This is a genomic window from Cupriavidus sp. DB3 (assembly GCF_020418465.1).
Lineage (GTDB): Bacteria > Pseudomonadota > Gammaproteobacteria > Burkholderiales > Burkholderiaceae > Cupriavidus > Cupriavidus cauae.
The window spans coordinates 196,056-221,816 of sequence record NZ_JAIZPL010000004.1 but is presented as its reverse complement, the minus strand read 5'-3'; the positions used below and the strand labels follow the sequence as shown (position 1 = coordinate 221,816).

Annotated in this window: 18 protein-coding genes, 1 tRNA gene and 3 pseudogenes; 19 read left to right on the top strand and 3 right to left on the bottom strand. The window is 68.9% G+C overall.

Annotation, left to right across the window (positions count from 1 at the left end):
* Positions 1 to 85: 85 nt before the first annotated feature.
* Both dprA and K7G19_RS14480 read right to left on the bottom strand, forming a co-directional pair.
* Positions 86 to 1,249, bottom strand: coding sequence for a DNA-processing protein DprA (gene dprA / locus K7G19_RS14485; RefSeq protein WP_370639545.1), 1,164 nt, complete (start codon positions 1,247 to 1,249; stop codon positions 86 to 88).
* Positions 1,250 to 1,308: 59 nt separating this feature from the next.
* The gene (locus K7G19_RS14480) at positions 1,309 to 2,118 is read right to left on the bottom strand and encodes a hypothetical protein (RefSeq protein WP_226107846.1); all 810 of its coding nucleotides are present in this window, start codon (positions 2,116 to 2,118) and stop codon (positions 1,309 to 1,311) included.
* On the opposite strand from K7G19_RS14480, the gene def reads away from it, so the two are divergent.
* The 19 genes and pseudogenes from def (at position 2,117) to K7G19_RS14385 (ending at position 23,447) form a co-directional block, all read left to right on the top strand.
* Positions 2,117 to 2,623, top strand: coding sequence for a peptide deformylase (gene def, locus K7G19_RS14475; RefSeq protein WP_149317433.1), 507 nt, complete (start codon positions 2,117 to 2,119; stop codon positions 2,621 to 2,623). The genes K7G19_RS14480 and def overlap by 2 nt on opposite strands.
* A gap of 141 nt (positions 2,624 to 2,764) precedes the next feature.
* The gene (gene fmt, locus K7G19_RS14470) at positions 2,765 to 3,769 is read left to right on the top strand and encodes a methionyl-tRNA formyltransferase (RefSeq protein WP_226107844.1); all 1,005 of its coding nucleotides are present in this window, start codon (positions 2,765 to 2,767) and stop codon (positions 3,767 to 3,769) included.
* Between the two features lie 82 nt (positions 3,770 to 3,851).
* The gene (locus K7G19_RS14465; RefSeq protein ID WP_226107842.1) at positions 3,852 to 4,502 is read left to right on the top strand and encodes a LysE family translocator; all 651 of its coding nucleotides are present in this window, start codon (positions 3,852 to 3,854) and stop codon (positions 4,500 to 4,502) included.
* A gap of 185 nt (positions 4,503 to 4,687) precedes the next feature.
* Positions 4,688 to 5,548, top strand: coding sequence for a zinc metalloprotease HtpX (htpX, locus tag K7G19_RS14460; protein ID WP_226107840.1), 861 nt, complete (start codon positions 4,688 to 4,690; stop codon positions 5,546 to 5,548).
* Between the two features lie 370 nt (positions 5,549 to 5,918).
* A complete protein-coding gene (gene rsmB, locus K7G19_RS14455) occupies positions 5,919 to 7,304 on the top strand; it encodes a 16S rRNA (cytosine(967)-C(5))-methyltransferase RsmB (protein WP_226107838.1) in 1,386 nt (461 codons plus the stop codon).
* Positions 7,305 to 7,308: 4 nt separating this feature from the next.
* A pseudogene (locus K7G19_RS14450) lies at positions 7,309 to 8,142 on the top strand (DUF4390 domain-containing protein); the annotation flags it as partial.
* Positions 8,143 to 8,318: 176 nt separating this feature from the next.
* Positions 8,319 to 10,778: a PAS domain-containing sensor histidine kinase gene (locus K7G19_RS14445; protein ID WP_150083182.1), complete on the top strand. Its 2,460-nt coding sequence runs from the start codon at positions 8,319 to 8,321 to the stop codon at positions 10,776 to 10,778.
* Positions 10,779 to 10,834: 56 nt separating this feature from the next.
* Positions 10,835 to 11,527: a response regulator gene (locus K7G19_RS14440; protein WP_149317440.1), complete on the top strand. Its 693-nt coding sequence runs from the start codon at positions 10,835 to 10,837 to the stop codon at positions 11,525 to 11,527.
* 66 nt (positions 11,528 to 11,593) lie between these two features.
* Positions 11,594 to 11,669 (top strand) — tRNA-Phe (locus tag K7G19_RS14435).
* Positions 11,670 to 12,477: 808 nt separating this feature from the next.
* Complete coding sequence (locus tag K7G19_RS14430; protein WP_226107836.1) at positions 12,478 to 13,305, top strand: DUF2243 domain-containing protein; 828 nt, start codon at positions 12,478 to 12,480, stop codon at positions 13,303 to 13,305.
* Between the two features lie 107 nt (positions 13,306 to 13,412).
* Positions 13,413 to 13,670 (top strand): annotated as a pseudogene (locus K7G19_RS14425) (type II toxin-antitoxin system RelE/ParE family toxin); the annotation flags it as partial.
* A complete protein-coding gene (locus K7G19_RS14420) occupies positions 13,651 to 13,977 on the top strand; it encodes a helix-turn-helix domain-containing protein (protein WP_149317442.1) in 327 nt (108 codons plus the stop codon). The pseudogene K7G19_RS14425 and the gene K7G19_RS14420, both read left to right, overlap by 20 nt.
* A 364-nt stretch (positions 13,978 to 14,341) precedes the next feature.
* A complete protein-coding gene (locus K7G19_RS14415) occupies positions 14,342 to 16,504 on the top strand; it encodes a DUF6351 family protein (protein WP_226107834.1) in 2,163 nt (720 codons plus the stop codon).
* Positions 16,505 to 16,712: 208 nt separating this feature from the next.
* A pseudogene (locus tag K7G19_RS25100) lies at positions 16,713 to 17,642 on the top strand (cache domain-containing protein); the annotation flags it as partial.
* Positions 17,643 to 17,883: 241 nt separating this feature from the next.
* Positions 17,884 to 18,792, top strand: coding sequence for a sensor histidine kinase (locus K7G19_RS14405; protein WP_226107832.1), 909 nt, complete (start codon positions 17,884 to 17,886; stop codon positions 18,790 to 18,792).
* The gene (locus K7G19_RS14400; protein WP_226108158.1) at positions 18,782 to 20,179 is read left to right on the top strand and encodes a sigma-54 dependent transcriptional regulator; all 1,398 of its coding nucleotides are present in this window, start codon (positions 18,782 to 18,784) and stop codon (positions 20,177 to 20,179) included. The genes K7G19_RS14405 and K7G19_RS14400 overlap by 11 nt, the downstream gene beginning before the upstream one ends.
* Before the next feature lie 475 nt (positions 20,180 to 20,654).
* On the top strand, positions 20,655 to 20,924 hold the full coding sequence (locus K7G19_RS14395) for a MoaD/ThiS family protein (protein WP_149317445.1): 270 nt from the start codon (positions 20,655 to 20,657) through the stop codon (positions 20,922 to 20,924).
* Positions 20,925 to 21,105: 181 nt separating this feature from the next.
* The gene (locus K7G19_RS14390; protein WP_226107830.1) at positions 21,106 to 22,230 is read left to right on the top strand and encodes an exo-alpha-sialidase; all 1,125 of its coding nucleotides are present in this window, start codon (positions 21,106 to 21,108) and stop codon (positions 22,228 to 22,230) included.
* 371 nt (positions 22,231 to 22,601) lie between these two features.
* Entirely contained in the window at positions 22,602 to 23,447 is an 846-nt protein-coding gene (locus K7G19_RS14385) for an aquaporin (RefSeq protein WP_370639557.1), read from the top strand.
* Here K7G19_RS14385 and K7G19_RS14380 read toward each other — a convergent pair.
* The gene (locus tag K7G19_RS14380; protein WP_226107826.1) at positions 23,431 to 25,218 is read right to left on the bottom strand and encodes a carbohydrate porin; all 1,788 of its coding nucleotides are present in this window, start codon (positions 25,216 to 25,218) and stop codon (positions 23,431 to 23,433) included. The two genes, K7G19_RS14385 and K7G19_RS14380, sit on opposite strands and share 17 nt — an antisense overlap.
* Between the last annotated feature and the right edge of the window lie 543 nt (positions 25,219 to 25,761).

Here is a 25,761-nt window from a genome sequence, read left to right as displayed (position 1 = left end):
GTGACGGCCACGGTGACAAGCGCCTGATCGGGCACGAGGAACGGCGATTGTAGCGACTCCGGCCGCCTGACGTGCTGGGCGGCGTTTACGCCTGGGCCAGACGCCGGTACAGATTGCCCGGCATCCGCTCGACCGCACCGGCCAATTCCAGTTGCAGCAGCGCCGCGGCAACGGCCTCCGGCGGCAGCCCGGTACGGATGCACAGCGTGTCGGGATCGACCGGATCGTACGCCAGCGCGGGGCCCAGCGCATCGGCGGCGGCGGACGACCGCGCCGACGTCGCGGTCTCCGGCTTGCCGGCGGCACGCGAGACTCCCGCCCACGAATCTGCCCTCGAACCTGCCCACGGACTTGCCCGCGGATCTGCCAACAAACCCGGTTCCTCGAACACATCCTGTGGCGACGCCACCAGCTTGGCCCCCTGCTGGATCAGCCGGTGGCAGCCCGCCGCCAGCGGCGCGTGGATCGAGCCGGGCACCGCGAACACCTCCCGGCCGAGCTCGGCCGCCAGCCGCGCGGTGATCAGCGAACCCGAACGCAGCGCCGCCTCGACCACCAGCACGCCGCGGGCCAGCGCCGCGATCAGCCGGTTGCGCTGTGGAAAATGCTGGCTGCGCGCCGGCGTACCCAGCGGGAATTCGCTGAGCAGCAGCCCTTCGGCGGCAATCCGCTGCCCCAGGGCGCGATGGCAGGCCGGATAGCAGCGGTCCAGCCCGGTCCCCACCACGGCGATGGTGCCGCCCGGGCCGGCTAGCCCGCCCGCATGCGCCGCCGCGTCGATGCCGAGCGCGAGGCCGGACACGACCGTGATTCCGGCGCTGGAAAACGTGGAGGCGAATAGTTCGGCGTCCCGCACCCCTTGCACGGTGGCGCTGCGCGCGCCGACCACCGCCAGCGCCGGCCTTTGCAGTATCTCGAGCCGGCCGCGAGCGTACAGCAGCAGCGGCGGGTCGGCGAGGTCGAGCAGGGGGCGGGGGTAGGCGGCGTCCGCCAGTGTCAGCAGGTGGTGGCCGGGTTCGCGCAGCCACGCCACGGTGCGGCCGATCCTGGCCAACAGGGCCGCATCCGGGCGCGCCCGGACGTCCCTGGCCACGGGGCCCGACAGCCAGCGCGCAAGCTGCGCTTCCCCCGCCGCCAGAACCTGTTGCGGCAGCCCGAACTTGTCCAGCAGCAGCCGGGCGGTCCGGCGCCCAAGGCCCGGCACGGCCTCCAGGCGCAGCCAGGCCGCAACCTCGTCCGGGTCGATCATGGCGGCGCACGCTTCAGGGGCAGAGCAGGGTTCCGGCATAGCGGCGTTCTATATGCTGTTTACTCCACTTCTGCGATCGGTTCGGCTTCGGATCGACCGGCGGGCACCGGCACCAGCACGCTGCCCGGCATCAACTCGCGGACGGAAGACACGATGTTCACGACGGCGATACCGTCCAGGCCGGCGGAACCCGACACCAATTCGACCGTACCCAGGTTCTGCGCCGGAACATCGGGCGGCAGCCACGGCAAGACCTCACCGCCTCGCCGGTCGCGCGGGTCGGCGGCGGACGGTGCGTACACCTGCCAGCGGCTCCCAACCGTGGCGTCGAGCGGCATACCGATCACATACGCAACATCGCCGGCGGCGCCGAACTGCCGGCCATCGGGTAGCGCCACGATGCTGGGACCCGCGACGCAGGGCAGGGCGACCATCAACCCCGCGAGTGCGAGGCTCCGCGCAGGCCGGCGTGCCGGCCACCACAGCCACCACCGCCGCCACAGCCACCACCGCTGCCACAGACGGCACAGACGGCACAGAAGGCACAGACACCACAGACGCCATTGCCGCCATTGCCGCCATTGCCGCCATTGCCGCCGCAACCGCCACACCGGCGCCGCCTGAGGTTCTTTGGTAAGATCGCGCACTTTGTTGAGCCGGTTGGATGTCCTGGCCGGATTGACGGTTCCGAACAGCGGGGTACCCGACAGCGGGTACCTCAACAGCGCGCAGCGACCGCCGGCGCGCCTTGATTTTTTCCATTCGCGCCCCGATTTTGCTGACATGGCCCCTGCCGCGACAATGCGACAACGGCCCATTCGACAGCAGCGGCAAGCAACGGCGGCATCGGCGTCGCGCATCAGCACCATGGCCAAACTCGACATCCTCACCTACCCGGACCCCCGCCTGCACATCGTGGCCAAGCCCGTCGCGCAGGTGGACGACCGCATCCGCCAACTGGTCAAGGACATGGCGGAAACCATGTACGAAGCCCCCGGCATCGGCCTGGCGGCGACGCAGGTCGACGTGCATGAGCAGGTCATCGTGATCGACATCTCGGAGACCCGCGACGAGCTGCGCGTCTTCATCAATCCCGAGATCGTCTGGGCCAGCGACAACCGCAAGGTCTGGGAAGAGGGCTGCCTGTCGGTGCCCGAGGTCTACGACCGCGTCGAGCGCCCCGACCGCGTGCGCGTGCGCGCGCTCGACGAGAACGGCGAGACCTTCGAGCTCGAGGCCGACGATCTGCTGGCGGTCTGCATCCAGCACGAGATGGACCACCTGAAGGGCAAGGTCTTCGTCGAATACCTGTCGCCGCTGAAGCTGAACCGCATCAAGTCCAAGCTGCAGAAGCGCGCGCGTACCCGGATGTAAGCGCGCACCAGTCACGCGCAATCCAGCGGCAGCCCGCGCCAGCGGGTTTGCTATGCTGATGCCTCCCTTGCAGTCTCCGCACCGGCCGCCCTCGCGGCCGGTGTTGCCTTTCAGAGTCCAACCGTCCAGCCGGAGCGTTCCATGACCAGCCCCGCCCCCTTGCGCGTCGCCTTTGCCGGCACGCCCGAATTCGCGCGCGTCGCACTCGCGGCCATCGTCGAGGCCGGCTTTCCGGTGGTGGCGGTGCTGACGCAGCCGGACCGGCCGGCGGGACGCGGCATGCAGCTGCAGGCCAGTCCGGTCAAGCAGCATGCGCTGGCGCAGGGGCTCGGTCCGATCCTGCAGCCGCGCTCGCTGCGCCGCCATGGCAAGTATCCCGAGGAAGCGGTCGCCGCGATCGACGCGCTCGCCGCGCAGGCGCCCGACGTGATGGTGGTCGCCGCCTATGGCCTGATCCTGCCGGCCGAGGTGCTGACGCTGCCGCGCCATGGCTGCCTGAACATCCACGCCTCGCTGCTGCCGCGCTGGCGCGGCGCCGCGCCGATTCACCGGGCCATCGAGGCGGGCGACGCGCAGACCGGCATCACGCTGATGCAGATGGACGAGGGCCTCGATACCGGCGCGATGATCGCGCGCGAAGCGGTGCCGATCGGCGAGGACACCACCACCGGCACGCTGCACGACACGCTGGCGGCGCTCGGCGGCCGCATGATCGTGCAGGCGCTGCGGCGGCTGGCGGCCGACGGCGCGCTGCCGGCCGAGCCGCAGCCGGAGCAGGGCGTCACCTATGCCGAGAAGATCGGCAAGGACGAGGCCAGACTCGATCTGCGCCGCGCCGCGGTGGAACTCGCCCGGCAGATCCGCGCCTTCAATCCCTTCCCGGGCGCCAGCGTGCAGATCGGCGACGCGGCGATCAAGTGCTGGCAGGCGCAGCCGCTGGCTCGCGCGCCCGAGCATGGCGACGCTGCACCCGGTACGGTGCTCGCCGCCGACGCGCAGGGCGTGGTGATCGCCTGCGGCGAAGGCGCGCTGCGCATCACCGAACTGCAGAAGGCCGGCGGCCGGCGCCTGCCCGCGCAGGCCTTCCTGCAGGGCACGCCGCTGCCGGCCGGCACGCGCTGCGCGGTGCCCGGCGACGCGGCATAATCGCGGCGATCGTCCGGGCGGTGGGCGCGCGACTCACGCCCCGCTCGTCAAGTCGAACCCATTTCCGCGAGGACCGACCATCATGCTGGGCATCGTCGACCTGCCGCTCTTCATCGGCGCCGTGTTTCTGCTGAACGTGACACCGGGGCCCGATACCGCCTATATCGTCGGCCGCAGCGTGGCACAGGGCCGCGCCGCTGGCGTGATGTCCTCGCTGGGCGTCAGCGCCGGCTGCTGCGTGCACGCGCTGGCGACCGCGTTCGGGCTGACCGCGGTGCTGGCCGCCTCGCCGGTGGCCTTCACGGTGATCAAGTACGCGGGCGGCGCCTATCTGGCCTGGCTGGGCCTGCGGCTGCTGTTGTCGAGCTGGCGCACGCCGGCCTCCGGCGCGGCCGATCCCGCGCAGGCGCCCGCCACCGACCGCCGCAGCCTGCGCGCGCTGTTCATGCAGGGCTTCCTGACCAACGTGCTGAACCCGAAGGTGATCCTGTTCTTCGTGTCGTTCTTCCCGCAATTCGTCGATCCGCGTGCCGGCCAGCAGGCACTGGCCTTCCTCGCGCTGGGCGCGATCATGGTGGCGATGTCGACGGTCTGGAACTCGATGGTGGCGTGGATGGCCGGCACGCTGACGCGGCGGGCCAGCGAAGCGCCGCGCCTGAAGTGCTGGCTCGACCGCGTGATCGGCGCCGCCTTCATCGGCCTGGGCGCGCGCCTGGCGATGACGCAGCGCTAACGCCGCGGCCGGCAAAAACCCTTGCCGGCATTGAATTTAGCGGCCCGGCCCCTATCTAACCGTCACCGCACGATCGCGCGCGGACGCCCCGATACGGCGGCTGATACTGCGGCAACAGGGTCGCAATGCGGCCGCGCAGGCAGGGCGCCCGGGCGCGCGACGGCGTCACCACGGAGACCACGGCAATGTTCAACTGGGTCAAGACCTTCATGCTGATGGCGGCCATCACGGCGCTGTTCATCGTCATCGGAGGCATGATCGGCGGCCGCAGCGGCATGATGTTCGCGCTGCTGATGGCGCTCGGCATGAATTTCTTCTCGTACTGGTTCTCGGACAAGATGGTCCTGCGCATGTACAACGCGCGGGAAGTCGATGCGGCCAGTGCCCCGCAGTTCTACGGCATGGTGCAGGAACTGGCGCAGCGTGCCGGCCTGCCGATGCCGCGCGTCTACCTGATCGACGAGGACGCGCCCAACGCTTTCGCCACCGGCCGCAATCCCGAGAACGCGGCGGTCGCGGCGACCACCGGCATCCTGCGCGTGCTGAGCAACCGCGAACTGCGCGGCGTGATGGCGCACGAACTGGCGCACGTCCGGCATCGCGACATCCTGATCTCGACGATCGCGGCCACGATGGCCGGTGCGATCGCTGCGCTGGCCAACTTCGCGATGTTCTTCGGCGGACGCGACGAGGAAGGCCGTCCGGCCAATCCGATCGCCAGCATCGCGATGGCGATCCTGGCGCCCCTGGCCGCCTCGCTGATCCAGATGGCGATCTCGCGCGCCCGCGAATTCGAGGCGGACCGCGGCGGTGCCGAGATCACCGGCGATCCGCAGGCACTCGCGATGGCGCTGGACAAGATCGACCGCTATGCGCGCGGCATTCCGTTCCAGGCGGCCGAGCAGCATCCGGCCACCGCGCAGATGATGATCCTGAACCCGCTGTCGGGCGGCGGCATCGCCAATCTGTTCTCGACGCACCCTTCCACCGAGGAGCGCGTCGCGCGGCTGATGCAGATGGCGCAGACCGGTACGTATCCGGTCTGATCGAAGCGCCGATCGGCGGCCTCGTTGACGGCCTCATTGACGGCCTGATCAAGAGCGTGATCAAGGGCCTGTTAGAAGGCCTGTTCGAAGGCCTGTTCGAGGATCCGATCGGCGCCGCGCGCCGGCCGCCACGGCGGCCGGTCCGCGCCGACAGGGTAAACTGCCCGCCTTGCTCCTCGCGAGCCGGCGGGCTTTTTGATGCGCGGGCGATGCCCGCACGCGCGGCGCGATGCCGATCCGCGGCGCGCCCCGGCCGCGGTTTCCGCGGGTATTTCCACGCGCGAGTTCTGCGCGTAGTGCCGCCGCCGTTGTGCCCGCGGTTTTGCCCGCAGTGCCCTTTATTTGTTCGTTTCCTCACGGTGTCCGATCCATGCGTTTGCCTCCCGATTCCCTTGCCTTCCAGATGCTCGCCGCCGCGGCCGCGGTGCGTGGCGTCAACGAGGGCAGCGCGCTGCCGCAGGCGATCGACGCCGCCTGCGCGCAGTACCGGCTCGAGCGTACGCGTGACGCGAGCGCGCGCGGCGCGCTGCAGGACCTGGCCTATCGCACCATGCGGCAGTTCGGCACCGTGCGTGCGCTGGTCACGCGCATGGTGTCGCGCCCGCCCGGCGCGCTGGTCGATTCGCTGCTCGCGGTCGCGCTGACGCTGCTGATCGAGGGCGACAAGGAACAGGGGCAAGACGGCGCGCAGGGCGGAGGGCAGGGCGGCTATGCGGCCTTCACCGTGGTGGACCAGGCCGTCAACGCCGCCGCTTCCGATCCGAAGTCCGCGCATGCGCGCGGCATGGTCAATGCGGTACTGCGCCGCTTCCTGCGCGAGCGCGAGGCGCTGCTGGCCGAGGTGCGCCGCGACGAGGAGGCACGCTGGAACCTCCCGGCATGGTGGCTGCGCCTGCTGCGCGAGGCCTATCCCGACCGCTGGCAGGCGCTGGCGGGCAGTGCGAGCGAGCAGCCGCCGATGACGCTGCGGGTCAATACCGCGCGCGTTGCGCTCGACGACTATCTGGCCCGCCTCGCCGCCGCGGGCATCGCGGCCGAACGCGTCGGCCCGCAGGCGGTGCGCCTGGCGCGCGCGCTGCCGGTGGCGCAGGTGCCCGGCTTCGACAGCGGCGAGGTCTCGGTGCAGGACGCCGGCGCGCAGCTCGCCGCGCCGCTGCTCGAGATCGCCGATGGCCAGCGCGTGCTCGATGCCTGCGCCGCGCCCGGCGGCAAGACCGGCCATCTGCTCGAACTGGCCGACGTGGAACTGACCGCGGTCGAGAGCGATGCCGCGCGCGCCCAGCGCATCGACGAGAATCTCGCGCGGCTGCAGCAGCGCGCGCAGGTGGTGATCGGCGACGCGAGCCGGCCGCAGGCCTGGTGGGATGGCAAGCCGTACGATCGCATCCTCGCCGATGTTCCATGCTCGGCCTCGGGCATCGTGCGCCGCCATCCCGATATCCGCTGGCTGCGCCGCGAGAGCGATCTGGGCAAGCTCGTCAACGAGCAGCGCCGCATCGTCTCGCAGCTGTGGCCGCTGCTGAAACCGGGCGGCATTCTGGTGTATGTGACTTGTTCTATTTTCCCAACGGAGGGCGAGGAGCAGGCGCAGTGGTTTGGTGCCCAGCTACCAGATGCGATACGATTGCAGGCGCCCGGCCAGCTGCTGCCCGGCAGCATCCCAAATGGCGTGGCTGATGGCGGGACCGGCAGCCACGATGGCCTGCCGTCGGACCACGACGGTTTCTTCTACGCCCGCTTCCAGAAACGCCTCTGATCCGATGCTCGCACCGCTTCGCTTGTCCGTCCTCCGTGCCCATGACGACAAGGCGTGCGGATCCGCAGCAAACCATGCCGGTATCGGCGTGGCCGCGCTGCGCCGGCTGGCGTGGCTGCTGCTGATGGTGCTGGTCCTGTGCGCGAGCGCGTTGTCGCCCCGCGCCGGGCACGCACAGAACATCGACATCCGCGAGGCGCGCGTCGAATATCAGGACGGCGGCTTCGAACTGAACGCCGCCTTCGACTTCGAATTGTCGCCGGCATTGGAGGACGCCTTGCACAAGGGCATCCCTCTGTATTTCGCGGTGGATTTCCAGTTGAGCCGCCCGCGCTGGTACTGGTTCGACGAAAAGCCGGTCAGCACCAGCCGCAGCGTCAGGCTGACCTTCCATCCGCTGACGCGGCAGTACCGGGTCTCGACCGGCGGACTGCAGCTGCCGTTCATGCGCCTGAAGGGCGCGCTCGATTTCATCAAGCAGGTGCGTGGCTGGCGCGTGTTCGAGCGCGGCGACGTCAAGCTCGGCGTGCCCTACCAGGCCGAGGTCCGCATGCGCCTCGACCTGTCGCAATTGCCCAAGCCGTTCCAGATCAACGCGGTCAATACGCGCGACTGGAATCTGTCGTCCGACTGGCGCCGCTTCGCCTATACGCCGGTGGCCGAAGCCCCGCCGGCGCCGCCGCCCGCACCCGCCGCGCCGCCTGCACCCGCTGCACCCGCTTCGCCCGCCGCGCCAACGCCCGCACCGGCAAACGGACATGCGGCCTCGCCCGCGAACGCTTCGCCGGCCGCGGCTGCAACGGGACAGGCCTCGGCTCCGGCGTCGATGTCGCCGTCCGCACCGGGTGCCGCGCCGGGCAACGCTCCGGCCAGCGCACCAGGTCCTGCCTCCACGCCCAATGCCCCGCCGGCCTCGGCCCCGGGCATCGGTAACGTCCGTCCGTCGCCGGCTTTCGGGCGCCCGGTCGCCGGCATGCTGGCGCCGGGCTCGCTGTCGTCGCCGGCCGCCAGGTCATGATCTCCCCGCTGAACAGCGTGCTCGACAGCCGGCTCCGCCGCGTCCTGAGCCGCGTGGTCGCCGGCACCATCGTCTTCCTGGCGCTGGTGCTGGTGATGCTGCTGGCGGCCGCGTCGGCCAACACCGAATTCTTCGACCGCTATTTCACGCTGCTGTACAAGATCAATCTGGTGATCGGCGTGCTGATGGTGCTGATCATCGGCGCGCTCGCCGTGGCGCTGTGGGTCCGCTATCGCCGCGGCAAGTTCGGCACGCGGCTGATGACCAAGCTGGCGCTGTTCTTCGGCATCGTCGGCGTGCTGCCGGGCGTGCTGATCTATCTGGTGTCGCTGCAATTCGTCTCGCGCAGCATCGAGTCGTGGTTCGACGTGCGTGTCGAAACCGCGCTCGAGGCGGGCCTGAATCTGGGCCGCTCTACCATCGACAGCGCGCTGGCCGATCTGCAGGCCAAGGCGCGGCAGATGAGCGACCAGATCATCAGCGCCAGCGAGCCCACCAACTCGCTGCAGCTGAACCGGCTGCGCGAGCAGTACGGCGTGCAGGAGGCCTCGATCTTCACCGGCGGCGGGCGCGTGATCGCCTCCGCGTCGAGCAATTACGCGATGCTGGTGCCGAGCCTGCCGAGCGGCGTGCTGGTCGAGCAGGCGCGGCTCGCGGGCGGCTATGCGGCGGTGGAGGGCGGCACCGATCCGGGCACCGACGGCGGCAGCGATGGCCATCCGCAGGCCGAGCGCGCCGACGCCAATCACCTGTACCGGCTGCGCGTGATCATTCCGCTCGGCCCCGCGACGCCGGCCGACGAATCGTCGCTGGGCGCGGCGCCACGTCCCGCCGGCAAGGATCGCTGGGCGGGCTCGGGGCTGTCGCTGGAGCGGCGCGCCGAGGACTATCCGTCATCGGGCTTCGGCCTGATCGGCGATACGGTGCGCGAGGAACGCTATCTGCAGATCGTGCATCCGGTCCCCGCCGTGCTTGCGCGCAATGCCGACGAAGTCCAGCGCGCCTACCAGGACTATCAGGAAAAGGCGCTGGGCCGCACCGGCCTGCGCAAGATGTATATCGGCACGCTGACGCTGACGCTGTTCCTCGCGGTCTTCATCGCCGTGATGCTGGCGCTGCTGCTCGGCGGCCAGCTGGCGCGGCCGCTGCTGATGCTGCTGCAGGGAACCAAGGAAGTCGCCGAAGGCGATCTGTCGCCCAAGCGCGAGCTCAAGAGCCGCGATGAACTGGGCATGCTGACCCAGCAGTTCAACATGATGACGCGCCAGCTGGCCGAGGCGCGCCTGGCGGTCGAGCAGAATCGCGCCGCGCTCGAGCAATCGAAGGCCTTCCTCGAAAGCGTGCTGCAAAACCTGACTGCCGGCGTGCTGGTGATGGACCGGCGCTTCTCGCTGGTGACCGCCAATCCCGGTGCCGAACGCATCTTCGGGCAGCCGCTCGGGCCGACCATCGGCCATCCCGTCGAGGCGATTCCCGGCATGGCGGCGTTCGGCGAGATTGTGCGGCAGGCCTTCTCGGAGCAGAGCACCAGCGAGGTGCTCGGCGGCGCCGCGCACTGGCAGAAGCAGATCGAACTGCCGCACGGCGACGAGGAACAGCCGCTGACGCTGCTGGTGCGCGGCGCGCGGCTGCCGGGCGGCGACGCTATCACCGACCATGCCGAGCCTGGCTACGTGGTCGTGTTCGACGATATTTCCGATGTGATTTCGGCTCAACGGTCGGTCGCATGGGGCGAAGTGGCCCGGCGCCTCGCGCATGAAATCAAGAACCCGCTGACGCCGATCCAGCTGTCGGCCGAGCGACTGCAGATGAAGCTCGCGCCCAAGCTCGAAGGCAATGACGCGGACGTGCTAAAGCGCGGCGCCACCACGATCGTTAACCAGGTAGCGGCGATGAAGCGCATGGTCGACGATTTCCGCGACTACGCGCGCACGCCGCCGGCGATGCTGCAGACGCTGCAGCTCAATGGGCTGGTGGCCGAGGTCCTGCATCTGTACGGCATCGACGATCCCGGCCTGCACGAGCATCCCGTGATTCATCCGTCGCTGGCCGACGATCTGCCCGACATCAAGGGTGACCCGACCCAGCTTCGGCAGGTGATACACAATCTGCTGCAGAATGCGCAGGATGCGGTGGCGGAGAACGTGGCGGCGGGCCGTCCGGCGCCTTGTATCGCTCTGCACACCGAGACTGTAGAATACAAAGATGCCTCCGGCGAAAGCCGCCAGGCTGTCAAGCTGACCATCGCCGACAATGGTCCGGGGTTCGCCCCACGCATCCTCAGCCGCGCGTTCGAGCCATACGTGACGACCAAGGCGAAGGGGACCGGTCTGGGTCTTGCGATGGTGAAGAAGATCATTGACGAACATGGGGCGCGCATCGAGCTGCGCAATCGCATGGAGGGCACCGAAGTCGCCGGCGCCCAGATATCCATCCTGTTCGCCAAGCTGGCATAGCGATGCATGATGATGCGGTCCGACCCGGAACGCCGCGGAGGGGTTAAGAGGAAAGTATGGCAACCATCCTCGTAGTCGACGACGAAATGGGTATCCGTGAACTGCTCTCGGAAATCCTCAGCGACGAAGGCCATGTAGTCGAAGTAGCCGAAAACGCGCAACAAGCCCGTGAATACCGTGCCGGCAATACGCCCGACCTGGTGCTGCTCGACATCTGGATGCCGGACACCGACGGTGTGACGCTGCTCAAGGAATGGTCCTCGCAAGGCCAGCTGACGATGCCCGTGATCATGATGTCCGGGCACGCGACCATCGATACCGCGGTGGAAGCGACCAAGATCGGCGCGCTCAATTTCCTGGAGAAACCGATCGCGCTGCAGAAGCTGCTGTCCGCGGTCGAGCAGGGCCTGGCACGCGGCCAGGAACGTCCGCGCGCGGCAGCCGCGCCCGCGGCCCCGGCCGCCGAGCCCGCCGCCCGCGCCGCCGAGACCGCGCCCACGGAAGCGTCCGCCAACGGCACGCCGCAGCGCGTACCCGAAGCCGAAATGCAGTTCTCCTTCGACATGCCGCTGCGCGAGGCGCGCGACATGTTCGAGCGCGCCTACTTCGAATACCACCTGCTGCGCGAGCACGGCAGCATGACGCGCGTGGCCGAGAAGACCGGCCTGGAGCGTACCCATCTGTATCGCAAGCTCAAGCAGCTCGGCGTCGAGCTGAGCCGCAACAAGCCGGAGCCGGCCGAGCAGTAAGGATGACGATTCGGCGCGGCGGGGGGTTGACCAGTCCCATGCCCGCTGTTATAGTTTCGCTTCTTTGGCCCGGTAGCTCAGTCGGTAGAGCAGAGGATTGAAAATCCTTGTGTCGGCGGTTCGATTCCGTCCCAGGCCACCAAGTTGAAAGGAAAAACGGACGCTTCGGCGTCCGTTTTTCATTGGTGCCCTGATCTTTGGTGCCCTGATCTTTGGTGCCCTGATCTTTGGTGCCCTGATCTTTGGTGCTTCGCTTTTTCGGGCTTCCCGGGGCCATGCAATGTGGCCGCGGCGTTCCAGCGTCAAGCCGCCTGCGCTCACCATCCCGGCCCCGCTCCTGCGCTGCAATGCTCGCGCTTCGTGCTGGGCAGCCACGTGCATCACGATTACCACGTCCGCTGGCAAAGCTTACAAGCGTTGGTATGTCTTACCCTGCCGGCAACGTTTCCTCCCGCGACACCGACGGACCCGTACCCATCGCAGCGCTCCCGGCCATTGGCCATCGCATGGGAACGCCGATTGCATATTGACGGACGGCCCCCGACCGCGGGGTTCATGTCAGCGCTACGGGGACTTAGCGCACCGCTGGAGGAAAACAACATGAAAACAATGGCATCCATCACCGCCCTGGCTGTTGCCATGGCATGCGGACTCGCCGGCTGTACGGCCGCCGGCAGCGGCACCGGGTCAGGATCCGGCTCCGTTTCCGGCTCGGGCGCCGTGACGCCGACCGACTCGTCACGGACGGGCACCGGCACGGGAACCAGCACGAGCGGCAGCTCGTCGGGCACGTCGAGCGGATCCGCCACGGGTACGAGCGGCACCCGCTGAACGCCGCTGTCCATCCGCGACGACAAGTCGCTTCAAGCGGGCCCCATCGGCTGACGTCGGTGCGGCCCGCTTGGCTTTGAGCCGCCACCGCGTCCGACTCGATTCGAAGGAGCGTTGCCATGCCGACCGCCCACGTCGTCTCCGCCGATACCGTCCACCCCCGCGCCTTCGCATGGGCTGGCTATGCGCTGGGCTTCGCGATGAGCGGCTTCTTCGACGGCATCCTGCTGCATCAGGTCCTGCAGTGGCACCACCTGCTGTCCGGGATCGAACGCGGCGCGCTCGGCGACCTGCGCGTGCAGGTGATGGCCGACGGGCTGTTCCACGCGCTGATGTACGTGATCGCCGCGATCGGGCTGTGGCTGCTGTATCGAACGCGCGAGGCCTTCGCGATTCCCCATGCGCCTCGCCGCCTGCTGGCGGACTTCTGGATCGGCTTCGGCGTCTGGCACGTCGTCGACGCGGTGCTGTCGCACTGGATCACCGGCATCCACCGCATCCGCATGGACTCGCCCACTCCGCTGCTGTGGGATCTGATCTGGCTGTTCCTGTTCGGCGTGATCCCGCTGCTGGTCGGCATCCGCATGCGCAGGACGGGGACCGCGGCGAGCCCCGGCGCCGGCCCGCGCGGCCCAGGCATCGCGGCCAGCTGGGTCGCCGCCATCCTGGTCGGCGGCGCGCTGCTCGGCGCCGCGCTGAACCTGTTCCCGGTACGCGCCGCGCCCAACGACAGCACCACCGTGGTGCTGCGTCCCGGCGCCGCGCCTTCGCAATTGTTCGCCGCGCTCGAGGGCACCGATGCCCGCATCATGTGGACCGACGCGCGCGGCGGCGTGTGGGTGCTGACCGGCGCCGAAGCGGTGGACCGCCTGCGTCTGTACCGGCATGGCGCCATGTACGTCAGCGGGACGATGGCGCCGGCGGGGTGTTCGGCGTGGGTTCGTTAGCGCGATCGCCTGTCCGCACACGGTCTCATCGACGTCGACAGTTCAGAAGCTATAGTCGCTTAAAACTTATAATCGACTTATAATGCAGGATCGGAACAATCGCGTGGATGAACGCGATCAACTGGACCTGCAAGGCGGCCAAACAGCTGCGCACAATGGACAAGCTCCAGCAACGGGCCATTGTGGAAGCGGTCGGCGCACTGCATGCGATGCCCCAATGCCAGAACGTCAAAGCCCTGAACAACCATACCTACGGCTACCGATTGCGCGTGGGCAACCATCGCGTGCTGTTCGACTGGGATGGCCGCATCAGGATCGTCGAGATTCAAGAAGTGAGGAAGCGCGATGAACGCACCTACCAGCATCCAGGTCCTGCTGAACCCCGATGGCAAGCCGGCCTTTGTCGTCATCCCCTATCAGGACTACATCGCTCGCCACGCCGAGGAACGGAGTCTGATTCCGCATGCCGTGATTCAGCGCACGGTCGAGGGCGCAACGCCCGCGCGAGCCTGGCGCGAACATCTCGGACTGACCCAGGCCGACGTCGCGGCGCGTATCGGCATCTCCCAGTCGGCCTACGCGCAGCAGGAGCGCAGCGAGCGTCTACGCAAATCGACGCGAGAAAAGATTGCCGTGGCGCTGGGCATTCAGCCACAACAGCTCGACTTTTGATCGCCGCACACCCGTGCCGGACCTCCCTCGAACCGCACCGCAACAACCCCACCGACGCGACTTTCCGCACGCCGCCCGCTCGAGGCTGTGCGGATTCCCATCCATGTCTGCCCCGATGCAGACATTGCCCCCACGCAAAAGTGCTTGTGTTTCAGAGGCTTAGTCTCCGCCACCGACCGAGGCGTGCAGTGGCACGCCCATTGCAACGCTGGCGCCTCGCAAGCTGCCGCGACAGACGGCAGACGCGCTGACCGCTCCCGTGCGGAGCGTGGAAAAGGCAATGCCTGCGAGGCCGGCCAAACAGGAGACAACGATGCGGCAAACAGCAGCTCGGTGGAAGCGGCCGTCCTTGGGGACTGGCGCGATGGTGGCGGCATTGCTGGTCGCCGGATGCGGCGGCGGTGACGATGGGGGTGGCGGCAACCTGCAGCCGCAGAGCGCCGAGAACGCGCCCGGCCTGGGCCTGGGACATCGGGCGACGGTCGAGGCGACCGTGCTGTCCTCCGCGCCCGAACGCGTGACGGGCGGCGATGCGCTGATCCGCCTGAGCGCCAGCGAGCGCGCACCGGGCAAGAAATTCAAGGTCAGCCTCAACGGCGTCGATGTCAGCGACGCCTTCACGCCGACCGCCGACCGCGAGGCGCTCGGCATCGTCAGCGGGCTCAAGCTCGGCGAGAACACGCTCGAGGTCAAGCACGGCCCCGCGCGCACCACGCTGACGCTGACCAACTATCCGATCACCGGCCCGGTGTTCTCCGGCCCGCACGAGCGTCCCTACATCTGCGCGACGCAGAACTTCACGCTGCCGGACGGCAGCAAGCTCGGCGCGCCGCTCGACGAGAACTGCTCGGTCGAACGCCGCGTGCACTACGTCTACCGCTCGACCGCCAACAGCTTCAAGCCGTTGCCGACGCCGGTCGCCGCCTATCCGGCGGATGTGGCCAGCACCACCAACAACGCCGGCGCGACCGTGCCCTACATCGTCCGCGTCGAGACCGGCACGATCAATCGCGCGATCTACCAGACCGCGATCCTGCACGACCCGCTGAAGGACGCCGAACCGACGCCGCTGGCCCCGCCCTCCGGCTGGAACCGCAAGGTCATCTATCCGCTCGGCGGCGGCTGCCAGGGGGGCTGGTACATGCAGGGCACGCCGGTCGCGGTGCTGAACCACAACTACCTGCGCAAGGGCTACGCGGTGGCCAGCGCCTCGCTCAATACCTTCGGCAACAACTGCAACGACCTGCTGTCGTCCGAGACCATCGCGATGGTCAAGGAACGGCTGATCGAAAACTACGGCACGCCCTTCTTCACGATCGGCACCGGCGGCTCGGGCGGCGCCTACCAGAGCCACCAGACCGGCGACAACTATCCGGGCCTGTTCGACGGCATCATCGTGACCTCGGTGTTCCCGGACGTGACCTCGTCGACGATCTTCAAGCTGCACGATTCGCGGCTGCTGCACCTGTACTTCACGCAGACCGCGCCAGGGCAATACAGCGACGCCCAGCGCTCGGCGATCTCCGGCTACCTGAAGCCGGGCAACATCGCCGCGATGAGCAGCAGCGCGGGCCGTCTCGATCCGGTGGTGTCGTTCCCGGCAGGCTTCCCGGCCGACCAGAAATACCATCCGGTCAACAACCCGACCGGGGTGCGCGCCACCGTCTACGACCACACGGTCAACGTCTACGGCAAGGACGCGCGCGGCTTCGCCAAGCGGCCGATCGACAATGTCGGCGTGCAGTACGGCCTGAAGGCGCTGAACGACGGCATGATCACGCCGGACCAGTTCATCGACCTGAACGAGAAGATCGGCGGCGTCGACGTCGACTTCAAGAAGATCGCGCAGCGCACGGTCGGTGACCTCGACGCGATCGCACGCGCCTACCAGTCGGGCCGCATCACGTCGACCGGCGGAGGCCTGGCGACCACGCCGATCATCGATCAGCGCGACTACTACGACGACCGCGTCAACGGCGACATCCACAACAAGATCCACAGCTACTCGGTGCGCGCGCGGCTGATCGCGGCCAACGGGCATGCGGACAACCAGGTCATCGTCGGACCGGGCACCATCCGTGACGACAACTTCGACCAGATGGACCGCTGGCTGACGGCGATGCTGCGCGACACCGGCCCGGGCAGCAAGGCCGAGAAGGTGGTGCGCAACAAGCCGGCCGACCTGGTCGATGCGTGCTGGGACGCGGGCGGCAACAAGATCATCGAGCCGCAGACCGCGCACGGCCCGGGCCAGTGCAATACCTTGTATCCGGCCGGCACCACGCCGCGCATGGTCGCCGGCGGCCCGCTGGCCGACGATATCGTCAAGTGCCAGCTCAAGCCGGTCGATCCCGCGGACTACAAGGTGATGATGACGCCGGCGCAACTGGCGCGGCTGCAATCGATCTTCACGACCGGGGTCTGCGACTGGTCGCGGCCGGGCGTCGAGCAGCAGCCGTTGAAGGGCACGTGGCTGTCGTTCGGTCCGTCGCCGGTCAATCTGCTGTTCGATGTAACGCAGCCCTGATGGCGCTCGCGCCGATGCATCGATGACGATGCATCGGCCAACGATGCGCGCATCGGCCCGCGGACGGAGAGACCGGCTGCGGGCCTTTGCCTTCGAGCCTTGGCCTTCCGTTCACGCCTGTCCTGCACGCCTGCCTTGCACGCCGGTGCCGGCATTTCGCCGGGCCGGTGTTTACGCCGATTGACGCGTCAAGCCGCGGCTTTGCCTAATGGCCGGTCGTCGGCGCCGCGCTGTTGGCGCCCCTCCATTGGCACCGCCGCCGGTGCCGATTCTCGCGCACGATATGACCGACCCCTCCGCGACTTCCGCTGCGCCGCCGGCCACCGCACAAGCGATGCCGCCTTCGGCATGGCCGCGCGGACGGGCACGCCGCGCGGCCACGATCGCCGCGGTCTGCGCGGTGATGGCGGCCGGTGTCACGATCGCCTATCTGTGGGGCGAGCGCGTCGGCATCCGCGCGCAGCGCGATGGCACCGCGCACCGCATCGAGGCCTATATCGGCGGACTGCGCAGCGAGATGCGCCGCTACGAATATCTGCCCGCGGTGGTCGCGCTGAATCACGACGTGCAGCGCCTGCTGCGCGAACCCGATACACCGGGCCTGCCGATGGCGGCCAACCGCTTCCTGGCCGAGGTCAACGCCGCCGCCAAATCGACCGCCATCTACGTGATGGACGCCCACGGCCTGACGCTGGCCGCCAGCAACTGGAACGAGGCGGCCAGCTTCGTCGGCATCAACTTCTCGTACCGGCCGTATTTCCGCGACGCGATGCAGGGCAAGCCGGGCCGCTTCTATGGCATCGGCACCGTCAGCCGCGAGCCGGGCTACTACTTCTCGCAGCCGATCGTGCGCGAGGGCGCGCTGCTCGGCGTGGCCGCGGTCAAGGTCAATCTCGACAAGATCGACGAGCCCTGGCTCGCCAACGACGACCGCATCCTGGTGGTCGACGCCAACGGCATCGTGTTCCTGAGCTCGCAGCCCGACTGGCGCTTCAAGTCGCTGCGCGAGCTGCCCAGCGAGACGCGCTGGCAGCTCGCCTCGACGCGGCAATACTCGACCGTCGATTCGCTGGAGCCGATCGGCTTTCGCGAACAGCGCCGCTTCGCTCCCGACATCAGCGTGGTGCAGATGCCGGACGGCGACGAATTCCTCGCGCAGAGCCGCCGCATTCCCGATACCGACTGGCGGCTGATCGTGCTGTCGGACATGGAGCCGATCCGCACGCTGGCGCGCAACAGCGCGGTGATCGGCGCCTTCGCGCTGGGCTTTCTGCTGCTGCTGATCCTCTACGTGCTGCAGCGCCGCCGCGCGGCCGCGCAGAACCGTGCCGCCAAGGAGGCGCTGCAGCGCGCACGACGAGCTCGAACGCAAGGTCGCGATGCGCACGCAGGCGCTGTCCGGCTCGAACCTGAAGCTGCAGAAGGAGATCGCCGAGCGCAAGCGCGCCGAGCAGGTGCTGAAGGCGGCGATGGACGAGCTGGTGCAGGCCAGCAAGATGGCCGCGCTCGGGCAGATGTCGACCGGCATCACGCACGAGCTGAACCAGCCGCTGGCGGCGCTGCGCACGCTGTCGGCCAACACCATCGTGTTTTTTCGCCGCGGCCAGACCGAGGCGGTCGAGACGAACCTGAACGTGATCTGCCAGATGGTCGAGCGGATGGGCAAGATCACCGCGCAGCTGAAGAAATTCGCGCGCAAGACGCCGGTGCAGTCGGTGCCCACGCCGGTCGGCACGGTGATCGCCGACGCGCTGTTCCTGCTCGATTCGCGCATTCGTGCCGAGGGCGCGGAGCTGGTGGTGTCGGTGCCCGAGCCGTCGCCGCTGGCGCTGTGCGAGGGCAATCGGCTCGAGCAGGTGCTGGTCAATCTGCTGTCGAACGCGCTCGATGCGATGAAGGACGCCAACGCGGACGCCGCGCAGGACCCGGTCGCGCGCGTGCTGGAAATCCGCGCGCACGCCGACCCGCAGTGGGTCACGATCGAGGTGGCCGACCGCGGCTGCGGCATCGACGACGACGTGATGCCGCGGCTGTTCGAGCCGTTCTTCACCACCAAGGAGCAGGGCGTGGGCCTCGGCCTCGGGCTGGCCATCTCCGCCGGCATCGTGCGCGAGTTCGGCGGCACGCTGCGCGCGGAGAATCGCCGTGCCTTCGAGGTATCCAGCCACGTGTCCACCGACGTGTCCGGCAACGTGCCGGGCCACGCGGCGGATCACAACGACATCGCCGGCGCCCGCTTCATCATCCAGCTGCCCGCCGCACAGGAGACCCATGCCGATGCGAACTGACCTGTCGGTCCTCTACGTCGAAGACGATGCCGCGGTGCGGCTGGGCAGCACGCAGTCGCTGCAGATCGCCGGGCTGTCGGTGGAGGCGTTCGGCTCGGCCGAACAGGTGCTGCATCGCCTCACGCCCGGCTTTGCCGGCGTGCTCGTCACCGATGTGCGCCTGCCCGGCATCAACGGCCTGGCGCTGCTCGACAAGGCGCTGGAGATCGATGCCGCGCTGCCGGTGATTCTGGTCACCGGCCACGGCGATATCTCGATGGCGGTGCAGGCGATGCGCCGCGGCGCCTACGATTTCGTCGAGAAGCCGTACTCGCCGGGCGAGCTGACCGAGGTGGTGCAACGCGCGATGGAAAAGCGCGCGCTGACGCTCGAGGTCGAGGCGCTGCGCCGGCAACTGGCCGACACGCAGGCGATCGAGGCCAAGGTGATCGGCCGCTCGGCGGCGGTCGAACGGCTGCGCAAGCTGATCCTCGACCTGGCCTGCACCGATGCCGACGTGCTGATCCTCGGCGAGACCGGCACCGGCAAGGAACTGGTGGCGCGCTGCCTGCATGAATACGGTCCGCGCCGGCAGGGCAACTTCGCCGCGCTCAATTGCGGCGGCGTGCCCGAGTCCCTGTTCGAGAGCGAGGTGTTCGGCCACGAGTCCGGCGCGTTCACCGGCGCCGCGCGGCGGCGCGTCGGCAAGATCGAATACGCGCAGCGCGGCTCGCTGTTTCTCGACGAGATCGAGACCATGCCGATGTCGCTGCAGATCAAGCTGCTGCGCACGCTGCAGGAGCGGCAGTTCGAACGGCTGGGCTCGAACACGCTGCTGCCGATGGATTGCCGCGTGATCGCGGCCACCAAGGTCGATCTGCTGGCGCTGTCGGCGGAGCAGCGCTTCCGCGCCGATCTGTACTATCGCCTCAACGTCGCGGTGATCGACATCCCGCCGCTGCGCGAGCGGCGCGAGGACATTCCGCTGCTGTTCTCGCACTTTCTGCTGCAGGCCGCGCTGCGCTACGAGCGGCCGGTGCCGGAGGTATCGCCGCAACATATGCGCGAGCTGATGATGCATCCGTGGCCGGGCAATGTGCGCGAGCTGCGCAATGCCGCCGACCGCTTCGTGCTGGGACTGCAGGGCGGCAACACGGGCCTGCTCGCCACGGGCAATCATGGCAGCGGCAACGGCACCGGCAATGGCGGCGCCAGCGAGGCGCGTTCGCTCGACGAGCAGGTCGCGGTGTTCGAACGGCATCTGATCGAGGAAGCGCTGCGCGCCGCGTCGGGACGCATGGCGGCGGCGAGCGATCTGCTGCGCGTGCCGAAGAAAACGCTGTACGACAAGATCAAGCGGCTCGGCGTCAATCTCGAGGCATTCCGCTCGACCACGGGCACCGACTGAGAAGCCGCATCGCCGGTACGCGCCGATGCTGTTAATAGCGGGGCCGTCCACATTGCCTTCGTCCACATCGGACCTGTCCACATCGGACCTGTCCACATCGGACCTGTCCACATTGCGCATGTCCACATCGACGTCCACATCGAGCACATCCACTTTCCGCCTCGCCTGTCGCCAGTTCGACCGAGTCTTGCTAGACTGCGTGCGCGCATGGGTCGCGGGGATGGAAGGCTGAAAACCATGCGCACTTCGGTGCCGGGCCTGGCTGTCTGCCGGCGCCGTCGCAGCGGTAACACGACGTGAAAAAAAGACAGGACTGCCAGGCGGCGTCTTTGTCGCGACAGCGGCAAAGACGCCGGTTCTGACGGCGCTGTCCACATTCGAGCGGGCCGCATTTCGCAGCATTCTTCCTTCCCGCGCAGCGCCGAGCGCCTACACTGTAGTGACCGTTTTTTGCGCTCCCCACCACCGCTGCACCATGGCCCATATCACCTTCGCGCCGGCGATCCAGCGCCATGTCCCCACGCCGGACCGTCACCTGTCCGCCGCCTCGGTGCGCGCCGCGCTTGACGCGGTGTTCGCGGAGCAGCCCGAGTTGCGCGGCTACATCCTCGACGACCAGAACCAGTTGCGCCGCCATGTGACCGTCTTCATCGACGGCACCATGATCCGCGACCGGCAACGGCTCAGCGATGCATTGCGCGAAGACAGCAAGGTGTACGTGGTGCAGGCGCTGTCCGGTGGATAGCAGCCGGGGCGCAGGCACAAGGCCCGAGGCGAGTCGACGTTCCGCGCATCGACATTTCGCGCATCGGCACGTCACGCATCAATCCATCACGCATCGACGCTTCACACCGCGAGCTTCACGCTCCGGCAGCCAACGCGCCGACGGCCACGCGACCGGCGGCCGATACCAGGAGACCTGAACGATGAACGACCGACTTCTCGTGGCCACGCGCAAGGGCCTGTTCGAAATCGAACGCCAGCCCGATGGACGGTGGCAGCAAACCCAGGTGCATTTTCTCGGCGAGCCGGTCAGCATGGTGCTGTCCGACCCGCGTGACGGCACGCTCTATGCCGCATTGAATCTGGGCCACTTCGGCGTCAAGCTGTGGCGCCGCGCGCGCGGCCAGAACGAGTGGACCGCCTGCGCGGTGCCGGTCTATCCGCCGCAGCCGGAAGAGCAGGCCGCGGCCGCCAACGCCCCCACGGACCCGGACGCGCCCAAGCCCGCGCCCTGGTCCCTGCAGCAGTTGTGGGTGCTCGAGGCGGGCGGCGCCGACGAGCCCGGCGTGCTGTGGGCCGGCACCATTCCGGGCGGCCTGTTCCGCTCCGGCGATGGCGGCGCAAGCTGGGCGCTGAACCGGCCGCTGTGGGACCGGCCCGAGCGCGCCGAATGGTTCGGCGGCGGCTACGACTATCCCGGCATCCATTCGATCTGCGTCGATCCGCGCGACAGCCGCCATGTGTCGGTCGCGATCTCGTGCGGCGGGGTCTGGCAGACCCGCAACGGGGGCGACAGCTGGGAGGCCACCACGCGCGGCATGAAGGCGGGCTATATGCCGCCCGAGCGCAGCGAGGACCCCAACATCCAGGACCCGCACTACATGGTGCAATGCCCGGCCCAGCCAGATGCGCTGTGGGTGCAGCATCACGACGGCATCTTCCGCTCCGAGGATGGCGGCGCCAGCTGGCGGCGCATCGAAGGCGGGCCGTCGAAGTTCGGCTTTGCCGTCGCGGTGCATCCGCGCGATCCCGAGACCGCGTGGTTCGCGCCGGCGACCAAGGACGAATGCCGCGTGCCGGTCGACGGCAGGCTGGTGGTGTCCCGCACGCGCGACGGCGGCCGCAGCTTCGAGGTCTTCGACGAAGGCCTGCCGACGCCGCCGGCCTACGACCTGATCTATCGCCACGGCCTGGCGGTCGACGACAGCGGCGATCGGCTGGCGATGGGGTCGACCACCGGCGGCCTGTGGGTCTCGGAGAACGGCGGTGAACGGTGGGCGTGCGTGTCGGCGCATCTGCCGCCGGTCTATTGCGTGCGCTTCGGCTAGCGCGCACGCCCGGCGCACACGCAGGCCGCACAGGCGGCGCACCGCGCAGGACGGAGGGTGCGCCGCGCATTCGATACCGCGGGTCAGGACACAACTGCGCCGGCGCGCATTGACGGCGGGCGGGGCGGACGGAACACTGCGCGCTCCGCGCAGGACCGCACCGTGCCGCGCGCGGATCCGTGTCCACCTTCGCTCCGCGTTCGATGTCCACCCGCCGTCCTTGCGCCATGTCTGCGGCAGATGCCGCCTCCGTCGATGCACGGGCCGATGCACCCGTTAATGCACCCGTTAATGCACCAGTTGATGCACCGGTGGATGCACCGGTGGATGCACGGGTCGATGCACGGGTCGATGCACCGGCTGAGTTCGCAATCCCGCTGGCGCGCAGACTGGTCGCCGAGGCCCTCGGCACGGCGCTGCTGGTCGCGGTGGTGATCGGCTCCGGGCTGCGCGCCGAGCGGCTCGCGGCGGGCAATGTGGCGCTGGCCCTGCTGGTCAACTCGCTGGCGGGCGGCGCGGGCCTGGCCGCGCTGCTGCTGGCATTCGGCGGCATGTCGGGCGGCCATCTGAATCCGGCGGTCACGCTGTCGGCCTGGCTGCGCGGCATGCTGCCGGCGCGCGAGGCGTTGCGCTATGTCGCCGTGCAGCTGGTGGGGGCGGTCGCCGGCGTGGTGGCGGTCCATCTGATGTTCGGCGAGCCGCTGCTGGCCTGGTCGGAGCAGGCGCGCACCGGCGCGCCGCTGTGGTGGAGCGAATTCCTGGCGACCTTCGGCCTGATCGGCGTCGCAATGGGCACCGCCCACGCCCGGCCCGCGCTGCTGCCGTTCGCGGTCGCCGGCTATATCGCCGCGGGCTACTGGTTCACCGCCTCGACCTCGTTCGCCAATCCGGCGCTGACGCTGGCGTGCGCGCTGACCGCGACCTTCACCGGTATCCGCGCGATCGATGTGCCGGGCTTCGTGCTGGCGCAATGCGCCGGTGCGCTGACGGCGACGCTGGTGTTCCATTGGCTGCTGCGGCCCGCACCGCGCGGCAGTGCGACCCGAACCGGGTCCGGTTGCGCCGCCGCTAGTGCCGCCGCGAGTGCCGCCGCGAGTGCCGCTGATCGCGCGGAGATCGGTCCGGTCCGCGGTCCCGTCCGCCGCCCCGTCAGCGGCGCCGTCGACGGCCGCATCGGCAGCCCCGCCGGCAGCGCCACCCCTACCAGCGCCGATTGAGCTGGATCCCGAAGATCGAGCCCGTGGCCTGCGAGGCCCAGGCGTCGGCCGGCGCCGCGAAGCTGATGCCGTCGACGTCGTTGGCGCGGCTGTAGGTGTAGAAGGCGCGCAGATTGGCGTTGCCGGCGGCCTTGCCCAGCGTCAGCGTCGGCGCCACCGTCAGCGCGGTGCGCTGGCCGCTGACGCCAAAGCCGGACGAGATCTGGTCGTGCGCGACCTCGAAGCTCAGGCGGAAGCGCTCGGTCGGCGCGTAGGCCGGGCGCACGCGCGTGGTCATCCATTGCAGCGTGCCCAGCGCCGAGCGGTCGTATTGCAGGCTCGATTCGACCGAGCCGATCAGGCCCGAGCGGCCCTTCCATTCCATCGATTCGGCGACCCGCACGCGCGACAGCGTGTCGCCCATGCCCGAGTAGCCGGTCATCGCGGTACGGCTGCCGGTGCCGTATTGCAGGCCGAAGCGGTTGGTGCCGGCCAGCACGCCTTTCTGCTCGTGCATCGCCGACGCCCACCAGGCATTGCCGGCGGCGTCGGCCAGCGCGTCGGCCTCGACGCGCGTGAAGCCCAGCTGCAGCGTGCCCTTGTCGTTCACGCCGATCGGTGAGGTGCGCACCGAGTGATAGCTGGGCAGATGCTGCCCGTTGGTGTCGTTGCGGGCGGTGTACTGGTAGCTCAGGCCGACACCGGCGAGCTTGGCGTCGTCGACGCCGAAACGCAGCGCGCTGGAGGTCGGCGGCAGCAGGCCCGACGACATCAGGAACGGCGAGGTATCGCGCCGCCCGGCCCACATGGTGGCGCCGTCGAGCGCGGCGATGCCCTTGACCGCGGTATAGAACTGCGGGATCAGCTGATAGGGATCGACCGGGGCGGGGCGCCCGTCGATGGTGGTGGTGTTGGTGCCGCGCGCCTGCGCGACCACCTCGATCGCAGCGCCGCCGTCCAGCGTATAGAGCTGCTCGCGCAGCTTGACCTCGCCGCTGCTCTGGCAGGCCACGCCAAGGCCGATGCCGGTCGACAGGCTGCCGCCCGGGCAGGCCCGCATCGCATGGGTGTTGTCCTCGTAGGCCGCGCGTCCGCTGTACGACAGGCTCCAGACGGTCTCCTCGGCCGGCTCGGTGCTCGGCAGGTTGGAGGCGAACACCGGCGGCGCATCGCTCGGCGCCGCATCGCCGCCCGCCGAAGCCATGGCCTCGGGCATGAACTCGCCCAGCCGGTTGGGAAACAGCACCACCGGCGGCGGCGCGGGGGGCAGTGGCTCCGGCGGGCCCACCAGGCCGGGGTCGAGCTCGGCCAGCGCGGTCTGTTCGGGGGTATCGGCGGGCGGCAGGTTCAGCGTTTCGGTGGCGGCGTCGGCCGGGGCGGTCGCCTGCGCTTCCCGCTGAAGCAGGCCCGCCAGCGGGTCCGCTTCAGCCGGCGGCTGCCCGGGTGCGGGGCTTGCCGCCTGCGCCGCAGCGGCCGGCTGGTTGTCCGTTTGGGTCTGCGTTTGATTCTGCGATGAGCGCTGCGTCTGGTTCGGCGCTGGATGCTGCGCCGGATTCGATGGCCAGCTCGACAGCTGCGCCACCGCGGGCACCGGGGCGGTGGGCGCAAACACCGGCGGCGCGATCGGCTCCGGCGCCGGCGGCGTCTGCGCGCAGGCGGCGATACCCCAGGCCGCCAGGCCGGCCAGATACGGCCAGCGCGGACGCGGCAGTACGGGCGATCGGACTGACGAACGGCGGGTGGACCGGTTCAGCGAACGGCGGCGAGAGGAAGACGACGCGGACAACGGCATGCGGTGACAACAGGACAGCGGCGAAAGTGCAACGGCAAGGTACAGCGGCGAGGTGCAGCCGCAAGGTGCAGCGGCAACGTACAACGGCAGGCTACGGGCTTCGGCCGTGCCGGACCGACGGTTTTATCAGCCGGCCTGATTGGACAGCAAGAGAGGTTACAAAATCCATCGGCCGTGCACTCCAGGTAACGAAAGCGTACGGTCGGCCACGGAGGCAAACACGGCGGATCGGCGCGGATCGGTCGTGGAGGGGCAGGGAATCAGCCGCGAATCGCGGCCCGCCAGGGCGCGTCATACCGCACTTTCCTAGCGAAAACCCGGACACTGGCGCGGCCCCGTGGCGAATTGGGCACCGCTATAATCGATCAGCCTGCTGGAACGGGTATGAGCGGGCAACCAAGGGGTGAATCCGGGCCTGTTATCGGCGCAAGCTGCCACGTCGGCGGGTGCGCCGGTAACAGGCCCGTTGTTGCGCGCTGTCGTACCACGGCTTGCCGCGCGTCCCCGGCCAGCGCTGGAGTCGACGCACTCTCTCGCCTTCGG

Bases quoted from the DNA above. Each gene is read 5' to 3' on its own strand.
- K7G19_RS14395 (WP_149317445.1), top strand. From the start codon at position 20,655: ATGGCCCATATCACCTTCGCGCCGGCGATCCAGCGCCATGTCCCCACG.
- fmt (WP_226107844.1), top strand. From the start codon at position 2,765: ATGACCAGCCCCGCCCCCTTGCGCGTCGCCTTTGCCGGCACGCCCGAA.
- K7G19_RS14405 (WP_226107832.1), top strand. From the start codon at position 17,884: ATGCGCACGCAGGCGCTGTCCGGCTCGAACCTGAAGCTGCAGAAGGAG.
- K7G19_RS14415 (WP_226107834.1), top strand. From the start codon at position 14,342: ATGGTGGCGGCATTGCTGGTCGCCGGATGCGGCGGCGGTGACGATGGG.
- def (WP_149317433.1), top strand. From the start codon at position 2,117: ATGGCCAAACTCGACATCCTCACCTACCCGGACCCCCGCCTGCACATC.
- K7G19_RS14380 (WP_226107826.1), bottom strand. From the start codon at position 25,218: ATGCCGTTGTCCGCGTCGTCTTCCTCTCGCCGCCGTTCGCTGAACCGG.
- rsmB (WP_226107838.1), top strand. From the start codon at position 5,919: ATGCGTTTGCCTCCCGATTCCCTTGCCTTCCAGATGCTCGCCGCCGCG.
- dprA (WP_370639545.1), bottom strand. From the start codon at position 1,249: ATGATCGACCCGGACGAGGTTGCGGCCTGGCTGCGCCTGGAGGCCGTG.
- K7G19_RS14445 (WP_150083182.1), top strand. From the start codon at position 8,319: ATGATCTCCCCGCTGAACAGCGTGCTCGACAGCCGGCTCCGCCGCGTC.
- K7G19_RS14430 (WP_226107836.1), top strand. From the start codon at position 12,478: ATGCCGACCGCCCACGTCGTCTCCGCCGATACCGTCCACCCCCGCGCC.
- K7G19_RS14400 (WP_226108158.1), top strand. From the start codon at position 18,782: ATGCGAACTGACCTGTCGGTCCTCTACGTCGAAGACGATGCCGCGGTG.
- htpX (WP_226107840.1), top strand. From the start codon at position 4,688: ATGTTCAACTGGGTCAAGACCTTCATGCTGATGGCGGCCATCACGGCG.
- K7G19_RS14440 (WP_149317440.1), top strand. From the start codon at position 10,835: ATGGCAACCATCCTCGTAGTCGACGACGAAATGGGTATCCGTGAACTG.
- K7G19_RS14480 (WP_226107846.1), bottom strand. From the start codon at position 2,118: ATGGTGCTGATGCGCGACGCCGATGCCGCCGTTGCTTGCCGCTGCTGT.
- K7G19_RS14420 (WP_149317442.1), top strand. From the start codon at position 13,651: ATGAACGCACCTACCAGCATCCAGGTCCTGCTGAACCCCGATGGCAAG.
- K7G19_RS14390 (WP_226107830.1), top strand. From the start codon at position 21,106: ATGAACGACCGACTTCTCGTGGCCACGCGCAAGGGCCTGTTCGAAATC.
- K7G19_RS14465 (WP_226107842.1), top strand. From the start codon at position 3,852: ATGCTGGGCATCGTCGACCTGCCGCTCTTCATCGGCGCCGTGTTTCTG.